General features: G+C 27.7%; 23 protein-coding genes. 2 read left to right on the top strand and 21 right to left on the bottom strand.

The genetic code is table 11. From position 1 onward, the window contains the following. Position 1 precedes the first annotated feature (1 nt). Positions 2–430 carry a hypothetical protein gene (locus CS899_RS09640; protein ID WP_100065992.1) on the top strand — a complete coding sequence of 143 codons (429 nt, stop codon included), beginning with the start codon at positions 2–4 and terminating at the stop codon, positions 428–430. A 94-nt stretch (positions 431–524) separates the two neighbouring features. On the opposite strand, the gene CS899_RS09635 is transcribed toward CS899_RS09640, so the two are convergent. Both CS899_RS09635 and CS899_RS09630 read right to left on the bottom strand, forming a co-directional pair. Continuing rightward, complete coding sequence (locus CS899_RS09635) at positions 525–1,901, bottom strand: alanine/glycine:cation symporter family protein (protein ID WP_100065991.1); 1,377 nt, start codon at positions 1,899–1,901, stop codon at positions 525–527. Between the two features lie 10 nt (positions 1,902–1,911). Beyond that, positions 1,912–3,090, bottom strand: a complete 1,179-nt coding sequence (locus tag CS899_RS09630) for a YgeY family selenium metabolism-linked hydrolase (RefSeq protein WP_100065990.1) — start codon at positions 3,088–3,090, stop codon at positions 1,912–1,914. 151 nt (positions 3,091–3,241) lie between these two features. Here CS899_RS09630 and CS899_RS09625 point away from each other — a divergent pair, with 151 nt between their 5' ends. Beyond that, positions 3,242–3,934, top strand: coding sequence for a GntR family transcriptional regulator (locus CS899_RS09625; RefSeq protein WP_100065989.1), 693 nt, complete (start codon positions 3,242–3,244; stop codon positions 3,932–3,934). 111 nt (positions 3,935–4,045) lie between these two features. Here the strand turns inward: CS899_RS09625 and CS899_RS09620 are convergent, their stop codons facing one another. From CS899_RS09620 to CS899_RS10885, 19 genes are all read right to left on the bottom strand, one after another. Next, on the bottom strand, positions 4,046–5,713 hold the full coding sequence (locus CS899_RS09620) for an ABC transporter ATP-binding protein (RefSeq protein WP_100065988.1): 1,668 nt from the start codon (positions 5,711–5,713) through the stop codon (positions 4,046–4,048). Continuing rightward, a complete protein-coding gene (locus CS899_RS09615) occupies positions 5,713–7,002 on the bottom strand; it encodes a radical SAM/SPASM domain-containing protein (protein ID WP_100065987.1) in 1,290 nt (429 codons plus the stop codon). Before CS899_RS09615 ends, CS899_RS09620 begins: the two co-directional genes overlap by 1 nt. An 851-nt stretch (positions 7,003–7,853) precedes the next feature. Beyond that, positions 7,854–8,720, bottom strand: a complete 867-nt coding sequence (locus CS899_RS09610) for a hypothetical protein (RefSeq protein ID WP_100065986.1) — start codon at positions 8,718–8,720, stop codon at positions 7,854–7,856. A 60-nt stretch (positions 8,721–8,780) separates the two neighbouring features. After that, on the bottom strand, positions 8,781–9,029 hold the full coding sequence (locus CS899_RS09605; protein ID WP_100065985.1) for a hypothetical protein: 249 nt from the start codon (positions 9,027–9,029) through the stop codon (positions 8,781–8,783). Between the two features lie 236 nt (positions 9,030–9,265). Continuing rightward, positions 9,266–9,631 (bottom strand): hypothetical protein, encoded by a 366-nt coding sequence (locus tag CS899_RS09600; protein WP_100065984.1) that lies wholly within the window; start codon positions 9,629–9,631, stop codon positions 9,266–9,268. 94 nt (positions 9,632–9,725) lie between these two features. Further along, entirely contained in the window at positions 9,726–10,103 is a 378-nt protein-coding gene (locus CS899_RS09595; protein ID WP_100065983.1) for a hypothetical protein, read from the bottom strand. A gap of 564 nt (positions 10,104–10,667) precedes the next feature. Next, on the bottom strand, positions 10,668–11,249 hold the full coding sequence (locus tag CS899_RS09590) for a hypothetical protein (RefSeq protein ID WP_100065982.1): 582 nt from the start codon (positions 11,247–11,249) through the stop codon (positions 10,668–10,670). 135 nt (positions 11,250–11,384) lie between these two features. Continuing rightward, entirely contained in the window at positions 11,385–12,362 is a 978-nt protein-coding gene (locus CS899_RS09585) for a hypothetical protein (RefSeq protein ID WP_100065981.1), read from the bottom strand. Between the two features lie 13 nt (positions 12,363–12,375). Beyond that, a complete protein-coding gene (locus CS899_RS09580) occupies positions 12,376–13,557 on the bottom strand; it encodes a hypothetical protein (RefSeq protein ID WP_100065980.1) in 1,182 nt (393 codons plus the stop codon). Between the two features lie 21 nt (positions 13,558–13,578). Beyond that, positions 13,579–14,478: a hypothetical protein gene (locus CS899_RS09575; protein WP_100065979.1), complete on the bottom strand. Its 900-nt coding sequence runs from the start codon at positions 14,476–14,478 to the stop codon at positions 13,579–13,581. Between the two features lie 167 nt (positions 14,479–14,645). Further along, positions 14,646–15,641, bottom strand: coding sequence for a hypothetical protein (locus CS899_RS09570; protein ID WP_100065978.1), 996 nt, complete (start codon positions 15,639–15,641; stop codon positions 14,646–14,648). Between the two features lie 21 nt (positions 15,642–15,662). Continuing rightward, the gene (locus CS899_RS09565; protein WP_100065977.1) at positions 15,663–16,835 is read right to left on the bottom strand and encodes a hypothetical protein; all 1,173 of its coding nucleotides are present in this window, start codon (positions 16,833–16,835) and stop codon (positions 15,663–15,665) included. A gap of 63 nt (positions 16,836–16,898) precedes the next feature. Continuing rightward, positions 16,899–17,288, bottom strand: coding sequence for a hypothetical protein (locus tag CS899_RS09560; RefSeq protein WP_100065976.1), 390 nt, complete (start codon positions 17,286–17,288; stop codon positions 16,899–16,901). Positions 17,289–17,604: 316 nt separating this feature from the next. After that, entirely contained in the window at positions 17,605–17,790 is a 186-nt protein-coding gene (locus CS899_RS09555) for a hypothetical protein (RefSeq protein ID WP_100065975.1), read from the bottom strand. A gap of 167 nt (positions 17,791–17,957) precedes the next feature. Continuing rightward, positions 17,958–18,965 carry a hypothetical protein gene (locus tag CS899_RS09550; protein WP_100065974.1) on the bottom strand — a complete coding sequence of 336 codons (1,008 nt, stop codon included), beginning with the start codon at positions 18,963–18,965 and terminating at the stop codon, positions 17,958–17,960. A 25-nt stretch (positions 18,966–18,990) separates the two neighbouring features. Next, positions 18,991–19,203 (bottom strand): hypothetical protein, encoded by a 213-nt coding sequence (locus tag CS899_RS09545; protein ID WP_100065973.1) that lies wholly within the window; start codon positions 19,201–19,203, stop codon positions 18,991–18,993. 107 nt (positions 19,204–19,310) lie between these two features. Then, positions 19,311–20,300, bottom strand: a complete 990-nt coding sequence (locus CS899_RS09540; RefSeq protein WP_100065972.1) for a hypothetical protein — start codon at positions 20,298–20,300, stop codon at positions 19,311–19,313. 30 nt (positions 20,301–20,330) lie between these two features. Then, positions 20,331–22,604, bottom strand: coding sequence for a hypothetical protein (locus CS899_RS09535; protein ID WP_100065971.1), 2,274 nt, complete (start codon positions 22,602–22,604; stop codon positions 20,331–20,333). 1 nt (position 22,605) lies between these two features. Then, the coding region (locus CS899_RS10885; protein ID WP_164995908.1) for a hypothetical protein at positions 22,606–22,785 on the bottom strand (180 nt) is incomplete at its 5' end.

The raw sequence follows: 22,785 nt of genomic DNA, 5'->3' as shown, positions 1-22,785 counted from the left end.
AATGAAAAAAAGTAAAACATTAGTATTAACAGCATTAAGTTTTAGTTTAATGTTAAGTCCAGTAATTTCAACAGCAAATTCAAACTTAGAAGAAGTTACAGACATTGTTGAATTTGAAGAAACCAATGATTCTAGTCAAAGAATAGGAATAATTACATTTAGTTTAGCTAATGCTCCTGTAACCTTAAGTAGAAGTGGAAATAAATTTACTGCAACAGCTAATATAATGACAGGTTCTTCCGTGAACTCCAGGATGACTTTTCAAAGAAAATCTGGAACTTCTTGGGTTAATATGAGCACTTATTCTTCAAGTAAAAAAACTTACAGTAAAACTTTTACTGCATCATCAAGAGGAACATACAGAATACTACTAAAATATACAATAGGTTCCAGTAGTGACACCTCTGTGAGTAAATCTATAACATATTAAAACTTTACTAAAAAAAGTCCTTATACAATATATTGTATAAGGACTTTTTATTTTAATACTATAATTAAGTATACTATTTAAATATTTAACTCTACTATTTCTTAATATCTAAAGAAATATACTTTTTCTCAAAATCATAATATATTTCCATAAACTTCTTAGATAGTAAAATCAAAGCAATTGAGTTTGGAATACACCACAAACCAGAAGAAATATCTACTACCGTCCAAATTACCTCTGGAGCTTTTCCTAAAGTTAAAAAACCAGGAACAAGCCAAACAACTCTTAATAAAAACTTAGCTATCTTTGTTTTCTTTGGAAACATATAGAAAAAAGCTGACTCATAATTTATTTCCCAACCTACCATAGTAGAAAAAGCAAATAAAGTTAAACATAAAGTTACTATAATATTTCCAAAACCTGAATACACACTTGAAAAAGCTGCCATTGTAAGCTGAACATCTTTAAGTCCACTTTGCCATATACTTGTATCAGATACTAAAATTACTAAAGCTGTACAAGTACATACTAATAGTGTATCAACAAATACTTCAAATGCACCATAAAGACCCTCTTTCATAGGATGAGGAGTAATAGCTGTAGCGTGAGTAATTGGAGATGTACCACAACCAGCTTCATTAGAGAAAGTTCCTCTAGCAGCTCCCTGTCTAACAGTTAAAGCTATAGCACTTCCAGCCATACCTCCAACTGCTGCAAAAGGAGTAAATGCATACTTAAATATCATTCCAAAAGCTGCAGGTATATTTTTAAAATTAACAATTAAAATCCCTAAAGCAAAAACTATGTACAATACACACATTAAAGGTGTGATTTTTTCACAAAACTTTCCTATCCCCTTTACTCCACCTATTAAAACTAAACCACAAATCACTGCACAAACTGTAATAGTTACCCAACTAGGAATAGAAAAAGCATTTTCCACAGCACTAGAAATGGCATAAGGTTGAACAAAAGCTGCAGTTCCAAGACCACCTAGCACTATAGTAATAGAAAATATAACAGCTAAAGGTTTCCATTTTTTACCCAGTCCTTTTTCTATGTAATACATTGGACCACCATAGTAAATACCATCTTCACCTTTAATTCTATAATACTGTGCTAAAGTTACCTCGACACATTTAGTCAACATACCAAATAAAGATACAACCCACATCCAAAAAACTGCACCAGGTCCACCTAGAAAAATTGCAGTCGCTACTCCTGCTATATTTGCAGTTCCAACACAACCCGCTAAAGCAGTTGAAACAGCTTGTAAAGGAGTTAAAGTTCCCTCTCCAACTTTATCAGACTTTTTAAATATTTCACCACCAGTATTTTTTAGAATAAACCCAAATTTTCTAAATTGAAAAAACTTTGTCTTTATAGAATAAATAAAACCCACTATAAAAATTAAAATTAAAACCGGAGCGCCCCATAAAAAATCTGCTATACTTTTTAATAAACCTTCCATAACATCTCCTTTATTTGTAAATTTCTCTTAAAATTTCATAATATCCGTCAAAAGCTTTCTTAAGTTGTTCAATTTCAACATACTCATCGTCAATATGAGCTAAACTTTCATGAGATGGACCAAACCCTATAGTAAGAATACCTTTCTCTCCAGCATAATGACTACCATTAGTACAAAATGAATAATTAGTTATTTCTGGATCCAAACCACTATTTTTCAAACCATTATAAGCTTTTTGAATCAACTTCTCATTCTCATCATAAAGCCATCCTGGGAAAAATCTACTACTTGAAATTTCCTCACCTGTGTAGCAAAGTTTACTATCCTCAGCAAGTGAAACCTTAGCCTCTATCCCTTTTTCTTCTTTTAATTTACTCAATACATTTTGAATAGGCTCTAGCACTGACTCAGGAGTTTCTCCAACAAGCAGTCTTCTATCATAAGTAGCTCTACAAGAACTAGGAATAACAGAAGAACCAGGGTAAGGACTTGAAATAATATCAGTTAAAACTAAAATTCCCTTTCCTAATTTTTCCTGTTCATTTGGCACTATATTTTCAATTTCTCTAATAACATCATTCATAAGTAAAACAGCATTTACACCCTTTTCAGGATTAGCAGAGTGAGCTGACACTCCAAAAGTTTCTACTACAATTTCAGCGCGACCTCTTTGTCCAATTTTTAAATTTAGCTCAGAAGCTTCTCCAATAATTACAAAGTCTGGATTAACTATCTCACTTACAGACCTAGGAGCTACACCTTCAAAAACCTCCTCAAAAACAGAACCAGAAACATAAATCTTACCTGAAAAATCCTTGTCCGTTTCCTTAGCAAACTTTAAAGTAGCCACAGCCATAGAAGACAAAGCCCCCTTCATATCAGAAGAACCTCTACCATATATTCTTCCATTATGTTCAGTAGCTACAAAAGGAGGAAAAGACCATTTTTCTTCATTAACAACAACAGTATCAACATGACCATCAAAAAGAGTAGTAATGTTTTTTCCATCATCTCTTTTTCCTACAATTCCACCAATACATGAACCATACTTATCTATAATAACTTCATCAAACCCAGAATTTTCGAAAAAATTCCTTAAACAATCAATAACATCTTTTTCTTTACCGGAATACGATTTCTTAGATATTAACTCTTTAGTTAATCTTATATTTTCTTCATGCCAATTCATATATTCCCTCCTTGTAATATGCAATATATTGCATATCTAATATATAACACTTTTGCAAATCTGTCAAATTAGCGCTTCTTTTTTTATCTTACATAATCCTATATAATATAAATATATAATTGAATTTATCACTTAATAAAAGGAGATTTACATGCCATTACCAAATACAGATAAAGTAGTACCTAAAAAAAGCACAAAAGATATAGTCTATTCTGAACTTCTAAAACTAATAATTAATGGAACATTAAAACAAGGAGAAAAACTTGTAGAGTCAGAACTAACAGAGTACTTTGGAGTTAGTAGAACCCCTATAAGAGAAGCATTACAATCTTTAAAAGATGTAAAATTAGTTTCCATAGTACCTGGACAGTACACAATAGTTGAATACATTGATATAGACGATATGGACAATTGTTACCTTGTACTTACTAATTTACAAGTCTTAGCTTTAGAACAAGCATATAATAAATTTAACAAAGAAAATATAAAATATTTAAAAGAAATTACAAAAGCCTTTGAAAAATCTATAGAAAACTATGTAATAGAAGATATCGTAGACCTAGATAATCAATTTCATTCATTCATAGTTGGACTAACCAATAATAGCTACCTAATAGATATAATAAGCATGCTACAACTACACGTTACAAGATTAAAATATTACTATTTTAAAGAAGACCAAATGAGAACATCCTCAGCTAAAGAACATTGGAATATTATAGAAGCAATCGAAAGTAAAAATATAGAAGCAAGTAAACAAGAAATGTACAACCACTGGCAAAGAGTAAGAAAAACTAGCTTAGAAATGGCAAAAACAATACTTAATAAAAACAACCACCTTTAAATAGGTGGTTGTTTTTATTAAAAGTTTATTTATTGTTTAAGTAGTAACTTATATAAAAGTTGCAAAATATTCAGTATTAATTAGATATCTTTCGAAAATTTATCATACATATCATTTGTCAAATACAGTCTTAAAGTAGCTACTATTTAACATAAGCTGTTTAGGACTTCCTTTTTCTATTATTTCTCCTTCTTCCAATACTATTATATAATCATATTTTTCTAATATTTCCTTATCCATCTTGTGTGTAACTGATATTACAGTAGTGTTTAAATCAAGTATTGTATTTTCAATACTACTTGAATTTACATGATCTAGTGCAGAAGTAGCTTCATCTACTATAATCAATTCTGAATTTTTAACCAAACATCTAGCGATGCCAATTCTTTGTTCCTCTCCTCCAGATAAAGAAACTCCATATTCTCCTAGTAAAGTATCCTCTCTATTCTCCAATTTTTTAACAACTTGCAATAGTCCTGAATACTTCAAAGCCTTTTTAAAATTAACTTCTGATATATCATTGTATAAACATATATTATTCTTTAAAGTATCATTTAATATTATTGTTTTTTGCATAATAAATGATACTTTTTCATAATAATTATGTGGATTGATTTCTGATAATTTTATTTTATCGAAATAAATATTTCCAGTATAATTAGGAAGCTGCCTTAAAATAATTTTTATAAGTGTACTCTTCCCACTTCCAGAAAATCCAATAATAGCATATTTTTTACCTTTTTCTATTTTTAGATTTATATTCTTTAAAATTTTTCTGTCTTTGTAAGAAAAGTTTAGATTTTCAATTTTTAAATTATTTTCTAAACTAAAAGGTGAATAATTGCTATAATCTGTTTCTTCTAAACATATATAGCTATCTACATCACTAATAATATTCTTAACTGAATTAAACTGTACTATATATTTAGGTATATTCATAATAGGATTTGAAACATAATTCATCAATTGTGTTATTGCTATAACTTCACCAACTGAAATTATATCTTTATGAGCAAAATATGCTCCTACAACTAATACTAGCATAAAAATTAAAAATCCTAGAAAAACTGATATAGATTCTTGTAAATTCTGACTTCTACTAGCTATAAATCTCTTATGCTCATTTTTTTTATTTCTTTTTTCTATACGCTTACTCATTATACTTTCTAGATGAAAGGCTTTTACTAATTCAAAACTCGACGTCAATTCCTTTATGTATGAAGTAAACTTTTCCATTTCATCTAAAGACTCTTTTTTTAATCTTCTAGTAATTTTATTTAATACTTGAGGTATTAATATAGGTATCCAAGAAACTAACAATACCATAAGAGCAATTTTTTTATTTATCAAAAATATTATTATAATAGCAGAAAAAAATAATATTACTTCGCTAAATATCCCTGATATTCCTTTGATAAATGAATTTTCTATTTCTCTAATAGAATTTGTAATAGTAGATATTAAATTAGAGCCTGTCTGTGAACTCTCTATATCCTTTCTAAGATAGCTATCTATTATTAATTGTTTATAACTATAACTAGTTTTTTCTATCAAAAAATCATATGATGTAGAGGACATAAATTCTGATAAGCCAATTAACAAAACAAACAATAATGTAATTATTACTATTGTATTAAAAGAAATATTATTTTCTTTAGTTGCATAATCCAAAATATACATAAATATAAACGCTTGAAATATTCTAGTAGTAGCTTTAACTAACGTGGCAAATATGTTTAATAATAAAATTTTTTTGAATTTTAGAAGTATTTTAGTCATTAAATATCCTCAATATTATATTTTTTATAGTAATCTAAAAAATTATTATATTCCCCCTTTTCTATAATTTTACTTAGCCAAGTAACCACTTCTTCTGTTTTATTAATATTCTCTTTACAATTATCATATGGTGTATTCTCTGTATTGATAGAATATTTACCTATACATTTTATACACCAAAAATTAGCTATACAATTTTTACATTCTTCTCGATTTTGTTTTTCATTATAATTATAAAAATCTTCTAATTTTTGTTCAATATTTTCTAAAAATACATTTCCATAATTATCATCTATAGACATATACATTGGGCAAGGCCAAATATCTCCTCTTGGGTCTATAGTTAATTGCTTATATCCAGCTGTGCAAAATTTCTCATTAACTGTTTTAGATACTATGGATTTTAAAATTCTTCCATATTCCCCTAAACTCACATAATCTTCAATTTCTAATTGTTCCATCAAAACATCAAAACTTAACTTACTATTATCTTTATTCAATTTTTCAAACAAATTATCTTCTAGATGTATGTGTATTATTCCTAATTCATTGTTTATAAATGATTTTATTTCTTCTCTGCTACAAATTTTTTCAGCGTGTTTTGTATAAGTTGACTGAATAGAAATTATATTTTCCCTGTCTTTATTAAATTTCTTTACATTGTCTACTACTATCTCATAACTTCCCTTATCATTGGGAAACACTCTATTAGCATCATTAATCTCCTTAGGACCATCTAAACTAACAGTAACTAGTATATTATTATTTTCTATAATATTTTTAATTTTTTCTGTATAAATAGTTCCATTGGTTTGCATTAAAAATTCTATATCTTTTTTATTTTTTAAGTTTTCACAGAAAACTTCTATAGCATCAATATTTAATAAAGGCTCTCCTCCAAAAAATAACACTGTTTTCAATCTTGGAAATAATCTATTTATTCTTTCTGCTATTTTAATAGCTTGTTCTTTACTCATTAATCCATCAGATTCACTATCAATATTACCTTCATAACAATACTTGCAAGACAAGTTACATTTTTTTGAAATAATAATTTTTAGATTTTCAATATTGCTATATACATTAACATTCTTATGTTCTATAGATTCTTTTTCAGGTAGGATTTCTTTTATTTTTTCTAATTCTTCATATGTAAGATTTTCATTGTTATTAAATTTTATTAACAAATCCTTATCCGATTCACTTATACTATAAAATTCTATACTATTTTTATCAAATATAATTGATGAATCTTTTTCTGTTATAAAACCAAACTTTTCCAATATCATATTTGTCTCCTATCATTATTTTTATAAATCTCATAGAAGCCTAAGCTTCTATGAGATTTATAAGTTTTCCACCAAATACTATGGTTGTGTTAAGACTATTATTAACAACCCCCACAACCAATACCTGCACATGCTCCTCTAGATTGCATAATTGGCAAAATAATCTTTTTCATAATGATCTCCTTTCTATGTAGTTTGCAATCACGGAAATAGTTTTCCTTTCTTGCTCTTTCATTGTAACTTATAGTTATATTATTGTTAATATTTATTTGTTATTTCTTCCTATTTGATTTTAAATTAATATAATACTTTATTTAACAGCTATATGTGATGAAATTTATCATCTCCTGATATAATATAGATTTTTCTCCTCCCACCTTCTTTCCCTATTATAAATGAATTTAGAAAGATAAGTATTGATTATTTTAGGAAATTTATCTATTATATAATTTTAGAAAATATAAAAACAAGAAAATTAATCTCTCATCCATATAGATATACTTTTTCTAGTTTACTTAAATGTCTATACTCATACTGATATAGGAAGAATAAAATAGTTTCAATCTGTATCCTACAAATTAAATTTTTGTAGGATACCTCTAGTATTTTGAATGGTTTTATTCAAATTATATAAAAATCTGTAAAAAATAAAAAGCACCTATCAACCTTGTAAAACAAGGCGATAAGTGCTTTTATTTGGCGTGTCATAGAGGATTTGATCCCCTGACCTTCTAATACTATACATTAAATATCTTATTTTTAATCTATACTCTTTTTTACTACTCTTTATACAATTTTATAAAATTTCTCTAATTTGTCCATTTAATTATTAATAGCTATGAAAATATAATTTAATCTTCTGTTTCTAAAATATTTTCTTGGTTCTTAACTTTATTATCAACAATTATTTTAGCAGCGAAAAGTGGAATAGCACTTACTAACATTAACAAAACAGTACTCAAATAAGAATAATCTCCTGCTGCAAGTATCGTCATAGGATTTATATATATTCCTGCTACAACCTCTCTCTTTATAAGTTCTAACCCTATAAAAAATAGAATAACATAATATAAAATAGGTATTAAGAAATTTACTACTTTCTTTTTACTCACCAAGTAAAGTGACTGGGCAAAAGTAGCATATACAAAAGGCATGAAAATATATTTCAACATTCCTTCCATAATAAAATATAAAACTGTATAATTACTGTAAAAATTTCCCCCAAGTATATCTGAAAATAAAGGTCTTGTATAACCTGGCATTCTTTGACCATTTCCTATTAATAGTGAAAACAAACAAAGCAATAAATATGCTGAAAACATCGCTATACTAAACTTCAACGAATTTGAAATAATACTTTTCTTTGTTTCCTTATAATTTAACTTTTCAACATTTTTAATAGACTTCCTATAAAAATACACCCCCATAATAGAAGCATAAACTGGTAGAACAAACTGAAATAGTCTATTTCCAAAAACTATTATCCACTCTGGAAAAGAAAAATCTGTAAAAATATCTAATCTTAACGTTTCAAAAATATTCCCTGGAATTTTAATATTATAATCCATAAGTAGCTTTTCAAAAACTTCCCTATCAAAATAATACAGTCTTATAGTATTTAATATTCCCGCCTCTTTTAATGCAGTAAATAAAAAAATAATTAAAGTAATAAAAAATAATATTATGTAAATGCGGTTTTTCTTTATTTTTTCTTTCATATTTCTCCTTATATATATAAGATAGGCCTTAAGAAAATATAAGGTCTACCTTTTTTATTCTTAAATTCCCCAAGAGCCACTTATACTTAATGGTGATGAAAAAAATGCTTCTCTTTTAGCTTGTAATATATAATATCTACCTTTTACAGCATTTGATTTATATGGATTATATGGTAAACCATACTTTTTTTTCATTGTTGTTACACCTTGAACACATGCTACTTCTGCTCCTGTATTAGCATCAATCGCTCTAAATGTCATAGCAGTAGGTAAATGTCCTGTCTCTGGAGTAACTTCCAAATAAGTCATAACTCCGCCCTTATACGTACTTCCTTATACATTTGTATAATATCCTCCAACATTTCCACTAAAACTTGCTGCACTAGATAGCGTAGGTATTGTCATTACTGCTAACAAACCCATTAACATTACTTTCTTTAACGATTTCATTTTAACCTCCTTTAATCTAACTAAAACATACATATAGCCACGCTCTAAAATATATATTAACTATATGTATGTTTTTTAGTTATTCTACTGTCTTATTAAATTCCCCAATATCCTTCTACATAAGAATCTCCTGTTCCTTCTCTCCTAGCTTCTACAGTATAGTTTCTTCCTCTTACAGCACTTGATTTAAATTCATATTGATAATCTTTATAATCAACAGTTCCACTTGCTGCTACTATGCCATATTGATCTACTGCTCTAAATGTCATTGTAGGTCTCCAGTCTTTTTGAGTCGCTCTTACTTGAAATACTGTCATACTACCATTTTTAGTAGTAGGTGAAGATAAAACAGAAAATACATTAGTATAAGTATTTCCACTAAAACTTGCTGCACCAGATATAGTAGGTATTAACATTACTGCTAATAAACCCATTAACATTATTTTCTTTAACGATTTCATTTCTTGCCTCCTAAAATTTAATTAAACATACATATAGCCAAACTTTAAAATATATATTAACTCTATGTATATTTTTAGTCATTCTACTATCCTATTAAATTCCCCAATAGCCTGCTATTGATTTTGCTGTGTCAAATAATCCTTCTCTTTTACCTTGTAGTGTATAATATCTATCCCTTACAGCACTAGAAGAACTTCCTGAATATGTTTGATTCATATTTTTAACATTATAAACATACGCTACTGGACTTCCTGTATCAGAATCTACTGCTCTAAAGGACATTGCAGAAGGTAAATGTCCACTCGTTGGAGTAACTGTTAAATATGTCATATTTCCACCCTTGTAAGTACGACCTGATAAACTTCCCCAACTTCTACCCACAGTTCCACTAAAACTTGCTGCACCAGATATTGTAGGTATTAACATTACTGCTAACAAACCCATTAACATTATTTTCTTTAACGATTTCATTTCTTGCCTCCTTAAGTATAATTAGTATGTTTTATATTTTTTATATAATCGATTATATTAGTTTCACTTTATCCCTTAACAACTTTATAGTCAATAATAGCATTCTGTTCTCAATAGAAATATTAATTTAATTTTTTATATATATATCATTATGACTTTATTTTAATAACTATATGTTTATTTGACTTTTTTGAACCTATTTTGTAACAAAACAGCTTTCTAATTTGTATACATTATGTTTAATAATTTTTTTCAAGTTTTTCCAAAATATAAATGCCAATACCTTTTTCATATTTTTACATTATGTAACTTCCTATAATCTAACTTAAACTATATTAGTTAAACCAGTTCTTTATTCCTAAATATAAACTTTTTAATAAAAATCTCTATACTTTTCTCATAATAAAATTAATCCAAGCTAAATTTTAAGTATCGTAATTAAAATAATAAGCCTTCTAAATACTAAAAAAGTCTATTACCTCAAAAATAAGGCAATAGGCTTTTTAACTTCTTATACTAATATTAATCTACTCTCTGATTTATATAAAAATTATATATTTAAAATCAATAGCTTGTAAAAATAGCTCCTTGGTGTTCCTTCCCAGCACCAGAATCCTTGTCCATTTTATTCATGTCGTTATATTCAATCTTAATATCTTTAGGATTTTTAACAGCCCATATAATCACTCTTTCACTAGTAGCATTTGGCTCCAACTCATCCATAGTAAAATCATCTCCTACAATTATTTCTGAAGAAATATAGCATCCAACTTTTCCATCAGAAAAAACCGTTGGACTTTCCCAAAAAAATAAATCTAATTTCTTATCACCTTTATTAATTACTTTTGAACTAAACTTTATTTTTTTCCAATTAGGAGCTTTGTCCTCAACACCTTCAGGTAACTCAACCTCCTCTAAATCAGATACCGTTACCTCCAAACCATCATCAAACTTTAAAGTTTCACCAATCTTACCAATCTTAGCTCCTCTGTTTGAAAACATCTGAGATATCTTTTCTTTAGGTGAAGATATCCCCATAGGATGAAATATATACTTTCCAATTACTGAATCTGGCATAATAGCAATACACATAATCATTAGAAATACTATAGCCATAGCACCCTTTTTTATATTTTTAACTTCCAAAATACTCCTCCAATTTATTGACTTTTAAACCCTATTCATTATAGATAATGATTATCTTCTATTTGAACTGATTTATTATAGCATAAAATAAAGAAGTAAATAATTAATACTTCTTTTTTTATTTAATATGTTCTATTACTTACTCTCATCTGTAAACATTGCTACCACTTCTTCTGGTGTTGGTTTACTTGCAAACACTATTTTTACCATTCTCCACTCCCCATCTCGGTATTTCTTAAGCTCTGGGAAGCGAGTATATAGTTCTTTATTTTCTTTTGGCAGTGCTGGTGTTGATATATGAACAATTAACAACCCTTCTGAAGTTTCTATTGAAAATAAAGATGGTTTTTCTATCTTCCAATTATCATCAGTGAAATGATATTCATTTTCATTTATAAGTTTATTTTCTTTTCTAAACTTCTTCCATATCTTATCATCATACATTCCTATACTTGAATCATATTCTTTATTTATTTTTTTCAATTCTTCACTTCGAGGTATACGCTCAACTTGTTGTTCTGTATTCAAATCATAAACTACATATTTTTTATCTACCGTTCTTTCCTCTTCATTTTTACTATTGTATGGAATTTCTGGCTTTTCTTCAAATACTCTACCTACATAATAGTTTCCTCCTACTTTGTTTTGGTAGATATCATAGCTTCCCCAATCTAACTGATAATCTTGATTTTCTTCTAACCATTTCATACTGTCTATGGTCTTTTCTAATTTTTTTGTTTCTAAATTGTAAAATAATATTTTTGCTACTTTATAATCTTTCCTTGAATTTAAATATTCTTTTCTAGTGAACTCATAATTATACTTAAATTTTTGAAATGATACATATTTATCTGGTGTTACTTGTATATCCATTAAATCCCAATTACTTATATCGTTTTTGTCTATAACTAAAAAAGTATCTCCTCTATATTTTCCTTCACCCTTTTTTATATCAATAATATTTTCTATGCTTGTATTTGAAATTCTTACTTCGTTTCTAACTTTGTTTTCACTCCATTCCCTATATTTAATATATCCAAAAATACTTATTGCTATTACAATTATTGATATTAAAGTTATTATAATATATTTCTGTTTCTTTCTATAATCCACTATATTTTCTCCTCTACTGCTTTTCTACATAATCCAAAAATCTTTCAACAGCATTGTCACCTGTAAAGTCCTCATATGCTTTTGCCCCTTCTCTAAAATCTCCTATACCTTTATCTTTAGTTAGGTCTATTTCTCCTTCTACTAATTTTTTTGCAAGTCTTTCTTCTTTATCAACTGCAGCTAACTCTTTATCTTTAGTATGACTGTGACCAGCTCTTATATCTTCTCTCTCTTTTTTTGCTTTTTCCTTTATTAATTTGTCGATTGTATCTTTGTCCCACGCTACTTTTTCTTCTCCTATAGTAATAAGACGACCATTACTCCATGACCCCATGCCTTCTTTAGAATCCCATTTTTTCAAATGATATCTCATTTCTGGATTATTAATTCCTTCAAACGTTAAGTATTCTATTTTTTCTCCTTTTATACCAAATTTACCCCCAAATCCAAATCTTTCATTTATATATTTTATATTATCTGCTTCTATTTTTCCTTCAATCTCCATTTTATCTGCAATATATTTCCCAGTATCAAAAACAAGTGAAGTTAGCCCTTCACTTATTAACCTAACTTTAGGGTCTGTAATTCCTTTCGAAGCATTAATTTCTGTTACTACGTCTGTAGAACCTCCCAATAGATTAGTAGATGCACTTAATGCTGCACCCGCCAATGGAGAACCATATATACTTGTAAGTACTACTGCTGTAGACATTGCTGTGTTAAATATATAGTCCTGAAGTAGTCTTTCTTTCTGTTCTTTAAGTTTTTGATATTCTCGATTATCATAAAATTCTTTAAATTCTTCTCCACTCTTCAATACTTCTGAAGATATTGATTTTGTATTCATTTCTCCAGGCATGTTACTATATGATCCTGAAAGATAATTAAAGTTAAAATTATATCCATTTATTTCTGGATCATATTTTAGTCTGTTAATTGATATCCCTAAAACTGGATATTCTCCATATTCTTCTTTTTTTATTTTATTCAACAAAAGTTTTTCTGACAATAAAAGATTTGTGATAGCTACTTTTTTCTGATAATCTTTAAACATTTTATCATACTCTTCTCTCGATATATGATAATCTCCTTTTTGTATATTACTATATATATCTTCTAATACTCTTCTTTCCGATTCATCAAGTGCCATCATTCCTGAAGCTAGCCTATCAAGATAAACATCTCTATACTTCATATCTGTTGAATGTCTTACTCCCTAAGCATCTATATATTCATAGTCTCTTTCACTTTTCATCATAGCATTGTTGAAATTTTCAAATACTTTACTATCTATTCCATATTTTTCTTCTAATCTTAATTCATACTGTGCCAATTTTCTAGCATAGCATGCCATTGTCATTGTTGTAGCATCTGATAAATTGTTAGGGTCTATTTTAAAAGCTTTTTTATAGTTTTCTTCTTTTCCTGAATACATAAGTAAAAAGAATTCTTTATCTTCTTTTGTCTTTAATGTATTCCATTGTTGTAATACTTCAGAAGGTGTAGTATTCATCTCTTTCATGTGTTCAAAATGTTCATCTGTAAACCCTTTTTTTCTTAAAGTTAATATATCTTTCTCTTTTTGTACTGCTGACTTCCATTCAGTTTGATTCATTGACAAACTAAATCCTGAACTTCTACTATTATTTAATACTGCTATTCCTGCCCTTACATTATCATATAGCCCTTCTGAATTTTGGTATAGTGATTCCGTTGCTCCTTCTATTCTTCTAATTTCTCGCAAGTCAGCCTTATATTTTGCAATCTCTGTTCCGTTTTTAGAAATAGCATTATCTAAAATATTCAGTGCAGTACTATTCATTGATGCTATTGCTGGGTTTGTTTTACTTTGATTTAATAAATTTGTCTTTTGAGATTTATACATATTATTCAAGGATTCTAAATGTTCTATTTTACTTCTAATCTCATCTTCGTCTAAGTCTTTGTCTCCTACTGCTCCTATTAATGTATTACTGTCTGCTATTACTGAATTATTAGCTGCTATTAAATCATTTATTCCATTTTGGTGTCCTATTTCCATTTGACTTTTTAATGAATCCCATGCATCACTTTTTAGTCCTTCTGTGTTTTGTATATTTAAAATTGTTGCTTTCATATCATCTAATGAGTTATTTTGTTCTTGTAATGTATTAATAAGACTTGTTGATTGTCTTTTTATTGCCCCTGGTTTTATTAATTTACTTGTAATTTATATTATATATTATTTCTATAAATAAAAAAGAAGTATTATCTATCTACTTCTTTTTTACTTAATATATTCTATTACTTACTCTCATCTGTAAACATAGCTACCACTTCTTCTGGTGTTGGTTTACTTGCAAACACTATCTTTACCATTCTCCACTCTTGGTCTCGATATTTTTTTAATTCTGGAAAACGAGTGTAGAGTTCTTTATTTTCTTTTGGTAATGCTGGCGTTGATAATTTAATCTCCAGTTTTCCTTCTTCTACATAATAAAAAAAATCTGGTAATTTCTCTTTCCTAAGTTCATCTATATTTTTATCCTTCGCTGGATTACTATCTAACAATTTAGTTTCTTTATCAAACTTATCCCATACTTCTTCTGCATCATATATTAAAGAAGAATATTCTCTATTTTCCTCTTCAACTTTCTTGTCAAGTATATTCCACCTTTCTTCTACCTCTTTTATCTCAGTTTCTTCGTAGGTAGACAAATTATAATATACTTGAAATTTATCTCTCGAAATGCTTGAAACTTCTTCCCCAGGTTTTAATTCTAATTTTTTAATAAAGTTTGTGTTTAGGTAGTAATCTCCTCCTTTGCCTTTAAATGTAAAATAATTCAAGATATCAAATTCATAATCAGGGTATTTTTTAATCCATTTTAAAAGGTCAATAGTTTTTACAAGTTCTTTTGTTTCTATATCGTGAACTAAAATTTCTGCCTCTTTAAAATCTAATATTTGATGTGGGCGCAGTTTTTCTTTATAGATGTAGTCAGCTTTAAAATTTGCATAAATAAAATACTTTTCTGGCACAACATTTATTAAACCTAATGTCACATAATCAATATTTTCAGAATTTACAACAAAGAAAGTATCTTCCTTATATACTCCCTTACCAGTTCCTACTTCTACAAAATCTTCAATTTTTATCTTTTCAGACCAATTTTCTGTTATCTTTCTATTTTCTTTCCAGTACTTGTAAATATCTTTTCTAAAAATTACTAGTACTGTTGCCAATATTAACACTATAGTTATTAATAATATTTTAAGTACAGTTTTCTTATTTTTCATTTACTCTCCTTAATATACACTTTACTTGTTTTCCCATTGTGTTTTTAAAGTTATATTATTATCTCTTTCTCTTAAAATTTCTTCACAATCTTTCATGTCTTTTCTAAATTGGTCTAAATCTTCAAAAATATTTTTTTCTACAGTCTTACCTTTTTCTTTTATAGTATATTTCCCCTCAACAATTCTGTCTATAGAATTTTTTTGTTTCTCAAGTTCTTCCTTTTCTGATTTTACTTTTTCGTAGTCTTCTCCTTCTTTTTTCTTAAGTCTCCCAAGTTCTTTTTCTTTGGCTAGTATCTCTTTGTCAATATCACCACCTCTTGTATTTAAAAATTCCACCGTTTCTTTATCTGCCCAAGATGTAAGACCATCACTATACCATTTCTGCATATGGTGTATTTCTTTTGGATTAGTTATATCCATATACAATGGATAATCTTCTATATATTCCCCCCAAGCTCCACTAGGATTTTGAATTCTATATTTATATATTCCTGCCGATCCAAACCAATCCATGTACATTTCATGTAATGCTCTCTCTATATCATTATTAAGTTTTTGTCTATCTTTATAGCTGTTTAATAAATTACCTCCCGCTATATCTATACTTCCAGCTGCAAGTCTTCCACCTTTTGATTTTATTAGCGAATCGTCTGTTAGACCTTCTATAGGGTCTATATTATCTGATGCAAGATTCATCATTATACTAGCTGGTATTGTTAATCCTGGACCAATGTATATATCTGCTCCTAACATTGCAAGTCCTAAAATAGAATCCATTATAGCTTTTTCTGGTAAATTTTCTGCTTCTTTTTTTAATTTATCAATTTCTAAATTCTTAAGATATTGTGTAACTTCGTCTGGAGTATTAAGAAAACTAGTTGATATTTCTCCACTTTTTTCTACTTTATGTCTATAACCATGGAGATTTTCTTCTTTTGTATATTTTAAACCCATAAAATATATTCCATTTCCTTTATATATAAATTCTTCGATTTTCGGATAAATATCATACGTTGTTCCAGTCTCAGAATATCTATTCTTTGTTAAAAAATCTTTTTGTGATAATAATAAATTTATTAATCCTAACCCCTCATTATATCTTTCCATTTCTTGCGAATATTGAGGAGACCCCATAAAATCTTCATATCCATTAGCTAGATTTTTTAATTCTTCTCTTTGAAGAGATTTCATTCCCTTAATAATTCTATCATAGTAATTGTCTCTATATGTCAGTATAACTCCTTGAGAGTTATACTATTGCCCTTTGGCATCTATAAGTGCTTGGTTAAATACTCCAAATTTTTCCAGTATTATATTGCCATCTTTATCTCTTTTATTTCTCTTGATATCATCTAATTGTAATAATCTACCATACACTCCTACTGCTTCAAATAATTTGTCTGATAATTTATCTGGATCTATCTCAAAAGCCTTATCATAATTCTCTTTTTTACCTGTAGTCATGTGCAAATAATATTCTCTATCTTCATCTGTTTCTAAAGTATTCCATTGTGCTAACATCATTTGGGGAGTAACTCCCAGACTTCTCATATGATTAATTCTCTGATCGTCAAATCCTTTTTCTTTTAACTTTAATATATCTTTCTCTTCTGCTACTGCTGACTTCCATTCAGTTTGATTCATTGATAAACTAAATCCTTAACCTCTACTCTTATTTAATACTGCTATTCCTGCTCGTACATTATCGTATAGCCCTTCTGAATTTTGATATAGTGATTCTGTTGCCGCTTCTATTCTTCTAATTTCCCTCAAGTCGGCTTCATATTTTGCAATATCTCCTTTATTTTTAGAAATAGCACTACCTAAAACACTAATTGCAACACTATTTCATTGGAGCTGATGTTGGATTTAGTTTTGTTTGATTTGATAATATTTTCTGTTTAGCCTCAAATGCTTTGTTTATAAGTTCTAAAGCTCCCATTTTAGACATAATCTCATCTTAGTCTAAGTCTTCACTTCCTACCGCTCCTATTAATGTATTACTATCTGCTATTACTGAATTATTGGCAGCTATTAAATCATTTATTACGTTTTGGTGCCCTATTTCCATTTGACTTTTTAACGAATCCCATGCATCACTTTTTAATCCTTCTGTATTTTGTATAGATAAGATACTTGCTTTCATATCATCTAATGAATTATTTTGTATTTGTAATGTATTAATAAGGCTTGTTGATTGGTTCTTTATTGCTTCTGGTTTTATTATTGTACTTGTAATTTATATTATATATTATTTCTATAAATAAAAAAGAAGTATTACCTACTTACTTCTTTTTTATTTAATATATTCTATTACTTACTTTCATCTGTAAACATAGCTACCACTTCTTCTGGTGTTGGTTTACTTGCAAATACTATTTTTACCATTCTCCATTCCCCGTCTCGGTATTTTTTAAGTTCTGGAAATCTAGTGTATAGCTCTTTATTTTCTTTTGGTAGTGCTGGTGTTGAAAGGTCTATATGAAGATTCCCATATTCTGAACTATATTCAAATATTAAAGCTTTTTCTTCTCTTAGTTGCTTCAAGCTTTTTGTTCTACTATTTTCATCTGCACTAAAATTTCCTTTTTGGTAGAATTCATTCCAAACCTCATCAGACTCTTCATATATTAAGTTTTGATATTCAACATTTTCTTCTACAGTTTTTTCATCTAGTAAAAAAGAAAGTTCTTTTCCTATATCAAAAACACTAAACTTACTTGTGTCATCTTTAATTTCTTCCTCTGTAGATAAATTATAGTATATATCAAAACTTTTATTTCTTTTCCCATCTTCAACAGCTATATCATCTTTTTCTATAAATTGCATACCTAAGTAGATTTGTCTAGATTTATCTTTTAATAAATTATATCCAATCATAAGTTCATAATTGGGATATTTTTTTAACCATTTCATACAATCTATATCTTTTACAAGTTTTTTTGTTTCTATATCGTAAATATATATATTTGCCGAATTAAAATCTCTTCTAGATAATCCTAATTCTCCTTTCCTGTGTACATTATCATAATTATAATTTTTGTAAGCAAAGTATTTTCCTGGTAACACATTTATAAATTGAAGTTCCCATCTATCTATACTATCAGGATTTATTACAATAAATGTATCTTCTTCATATTTTCCATGTCCTTTTTCTACATCTACAAAATCTTCTATTTTTATTTCAATAGATTCATTAGATTTTACTAAGCTTTTTTCAAATTCTTTTGTTTTATAGTATTTATATCCCAGTATAATTGCTACAATTGTTAGTATAATAATTATACTTATAACTAAAACTATTTTTTTCTTTTTTTTCATATTTATGTTCCTCTTGTTTTAATATTTAATCTTCTAAATAGTGCTGCTCTTGCCAATAGTCTTTTAGTGATAACTTATATCTTTCATTTAATAATTCATTAACATTCTCTACATCTTTTCTATATTGGTCTAAATCTTCAAAAATTACTTTTTCTTCACCTTTTTCTTTATATTTGCCACTAAGAATTCTTTCTATAGAATTTTTATACTCTTTATTCTCTTTGTTTTTTCTTATCACTAAAATTCATCAGCTTCTAATTAATATACTTGTAATTTATATTATATATTATTTCTATAAATAAAAAAGAAGTATTGTCTATTTACTTCTTTTTTATTTATTATATTCTATTGTTTACTTTCATCTGTAAACATTGCTACCACTTCTTCTGGTGTTGGTTTACTTGCAAATACTATTTTTACCATTCTCCATTCTTGGTCTCGGTATTTTTTTAATTCTGGAAAACGAGTATATAGTTCTTTGTTTTCTTTTGGTAGTGCTGGTGCTGATACATAAGTATAAAGTTTCCCGTCTGATACTATATATTTAAAGGTTAATGCCTTTTCTTCTTTTAATTCAGTAAATGATTTATCTATAGTTATATCATCTACAAAATTATTTTTTTTATAAAAATTATCCCATATTTCATCTGATTCTTCATACATTAAATTTTCATATTTCTCATTTTTTTCTATAGTTTTTTTATCCATTAAAAAAGTCAATATTTTTTCCTTTTTTACACTTTTGTCATTTTTAATTTCTTTCTCTGTAGATAAATTATAGTACATTTCAAATATTTCATCTCTTATTTCATCTTTTGAAGTTAAATCATTTTTTTCAATAAAACCTGTTCCTACATATGAATCTCCTTTCCTATCTTTAAATAAATTATAAACATTCATTAATTGATATTCCGGATATTTTTCTAACCATTCCATTATATCTATATTTTTTACAAGTTTTTTTGTATCTATATCATATACATATATATTAGCTGAGTTAAACTCTAGTAATGTTTTTCCTGAAATTTTTTTATTGAATACTCTATTATAATCACAATTTTTATAAGCAAAATATTTCCCTGGCAAAACATCTATTTCATATAATAAAATATTATCTATTTTTTCAGAATTTGTAACAATAAAAGTATCTTCTTTGAATTTTCCTTCGCCTTTTCCTACTTCAATAAAATCTTCTATTTGTATATCAACAGAATAATTATCTCTAAGCAAATTTTTTTCAAACTGATATTTTTCGTAACATTTGTATGCAACTATAATTGCTATTAAAATTAATACAACTCCTATAATTAAATATACCTTTTTCTTTTTTTCCATTTATTCCTCTCTTTTGCCTATATCAATTTTTTATTTTGTATATTCATCTTGCCAATAATCTTTTAAAGATTTATATTTAGAATCTCTTAATGTATCATTAACATTCTCTACATCTTTTCTATATTGGTCTAAATCTTCAAAAATTACTTTTTCTTCACCTTTTTCTTTATATTTGCCACTAAGAATTCTTTCTATCGAATTTTTATACTCTTTATTCTCTTTGTTCTTTGAATCTTTATCGTTGTAATCAAATTTTTCACTAGGAGTTAACTCATCAACGCTTCTACCTTTAAGAATCTTATTTATCTCATTTTCTTTTGATGTTATCTGAGTATCTAAACCTGCTTTTTTATTCTCTAAAAATTTAACTACATTTTCTGGTGCCCATGTTCCTAAGCCTCCAGTTCCCCATTGTCTAGCCAAAAAATATTGTTTTACATTTATAACATCCATAAAATTAGGGTTTTCTGACTTTATTCTTTTTGTCCATGTTCCATCTGGTAATTGTTCTTTGTAGCTATATGTTCCAGAACCTCCAATCCAACCCATCCACATTTCGTTTAACATCTTTTCTATATTTTTATTAAGTTTTTTACTTTCTCTATAACTATTTATCAGGCTACTTCCTGCCGTATTAATAGCACCAGCTGCAAGTCTTCCACCTTTTGATTTTATTAGTGAATCGTCTGTTAACCCCTCTATAGGATTTACATTCTCTGATGCAAGATTTATGATTACACTAGCTGGTATTGTCACTCCTGCTCCAATGTATATATCTGCCCCTAACATTGCAAGATTTAAAAAAGAATCTAATATATACTTTTCTGCAAGATTTTTTTCCTCTTCTATTTTTTTGTCAATTTTCCTATTTTCTATATAGTCTTTAAGCTGTGTTGGAGTATTTTGTATTTGTGTTTCTATTTCTGCATTTTTCTCTATTGTTTCCCAATATCCATAAAAATTTCTTTCTTCTGTATATCTTAATCCTTGAGTAAATACACCATTTCCTATATATTTAAAATCTTCAATTTTAGGATATACATCATAGGTTATCCCTTTTTCTCTATATCTTCTTTCAATTAAAAATTCATTTTGAGACATTAATAAATTTTTCAACGCCACTCCATTATCGTAACTATCTAATAAATCTTTAAATACTTGGTTACTGTATGGGTCGCCATTATTAGCAATAATATCACCATATAAATTTGCTAAGTTATCTATCTCATCTTTATTTACATCTTTAATCCCTTTTATGATTCTATCATAATATTCTTCTCTATAAGTATATACATTTACTGCATCACTATGTATTATAGTATCAGCATCCATAAGAGCTTGGTTAAATACTCCAAATTTCTCCATTATAACTACATTTTTCCCTAACTCTTCGTCATATACAGTATTATGTTTTATATCATAATTTAACAATGCCCTGCCATAAATTCCTACCACTTTAAATAACTGGTCTGATAATTTACCTGGCTTTATCTCAAAAGCCTTATCATAATTTTCTTTTTTTCCTGTTGCCATCAACAAATAATATTCTCTATCTTCGTCAGTTTCTAAAGTATTCCATTGTACTAATAATACTTTAGGTGGAATTCCTATACTCCTCATATGATTAATTCTCTGGTCGTCAAACCCATTTTCTTTTAATTTTAATATAACTTTTTCTTCTTCTACTGCTGACTTCCATTCAGTTTGATTCATTGGTAAACTAAATCCTGAACTTCTACCTTTATTTAATACTGCTATTCCTGCTCTTACATTATCATACAGCCCTTCTGAATTTTGATATAGTGATTCTGTTGCCGCTTCTATTTGTCTAATTTTTTGTAAGTCAGCCTTATATTTTGCAATCTCTGTTCCGTTTTTAGAAATAGCATTATCTAAAATATTCAGTGCAGTACTATTCATTGATGCTATTGCTGGGTTTGTTTTACTTTGATTTAATAAATTTGTCTGTTGAGATTTATACATATTATTCATAGATTCTAAATGTTCTATTTTACTTTTAATCTCATCTTCGTCTAAATCTTTACTTCCCACTGCTCCTATTAATGTATTACTGTCTGTTATTACTGAATCGTTGGCAGCTATTAAATCATTTATTACATTTTGGTGTCCTATTTCCATTTGGCTTTTTAATAAATCCCATGCATCACTTTTTAATCCTTCTGTGTTTTGTATAGATAAGATACTTGCTTTCATATCGTTTAATGAATTATTTTGTTCTTGCAATGTATTAATAAGGCTTGTTGATTGGTTCTTTATTGCTCCTGGTTTTATTATTGTCCCCATGTTATACCTCCTCTTCTACTTCTTGTTCTAACTTTTGTATTTCTCTTCTACAATTCTCTTCTCTATCGTTTAAAGTATTAAACTGACTTTTTATTTGCTTTTCAAATTCTTCTTTAAATTCTTGTCTTTGTTCTTGTATTTTTATTAACATTTCTTGTTGCTGGTAGAAGTTTTTTTGTAA

It is taken from the genome of Miniphocaeibacter massiliensis (genome assembly GCF_900232905.1).
Taxonomy (GTDB): Bacteria; Bacillota; Clostridia; order Tissierellales; family Peptoniphilaceae; genus Miniphocaeibacter; species Miniphocaeibacter massiliensis.
Note: the sequence above shows the minus strand (reverse complement) of the source record. Positions and strands in the feature narration are given on the sequence as shown.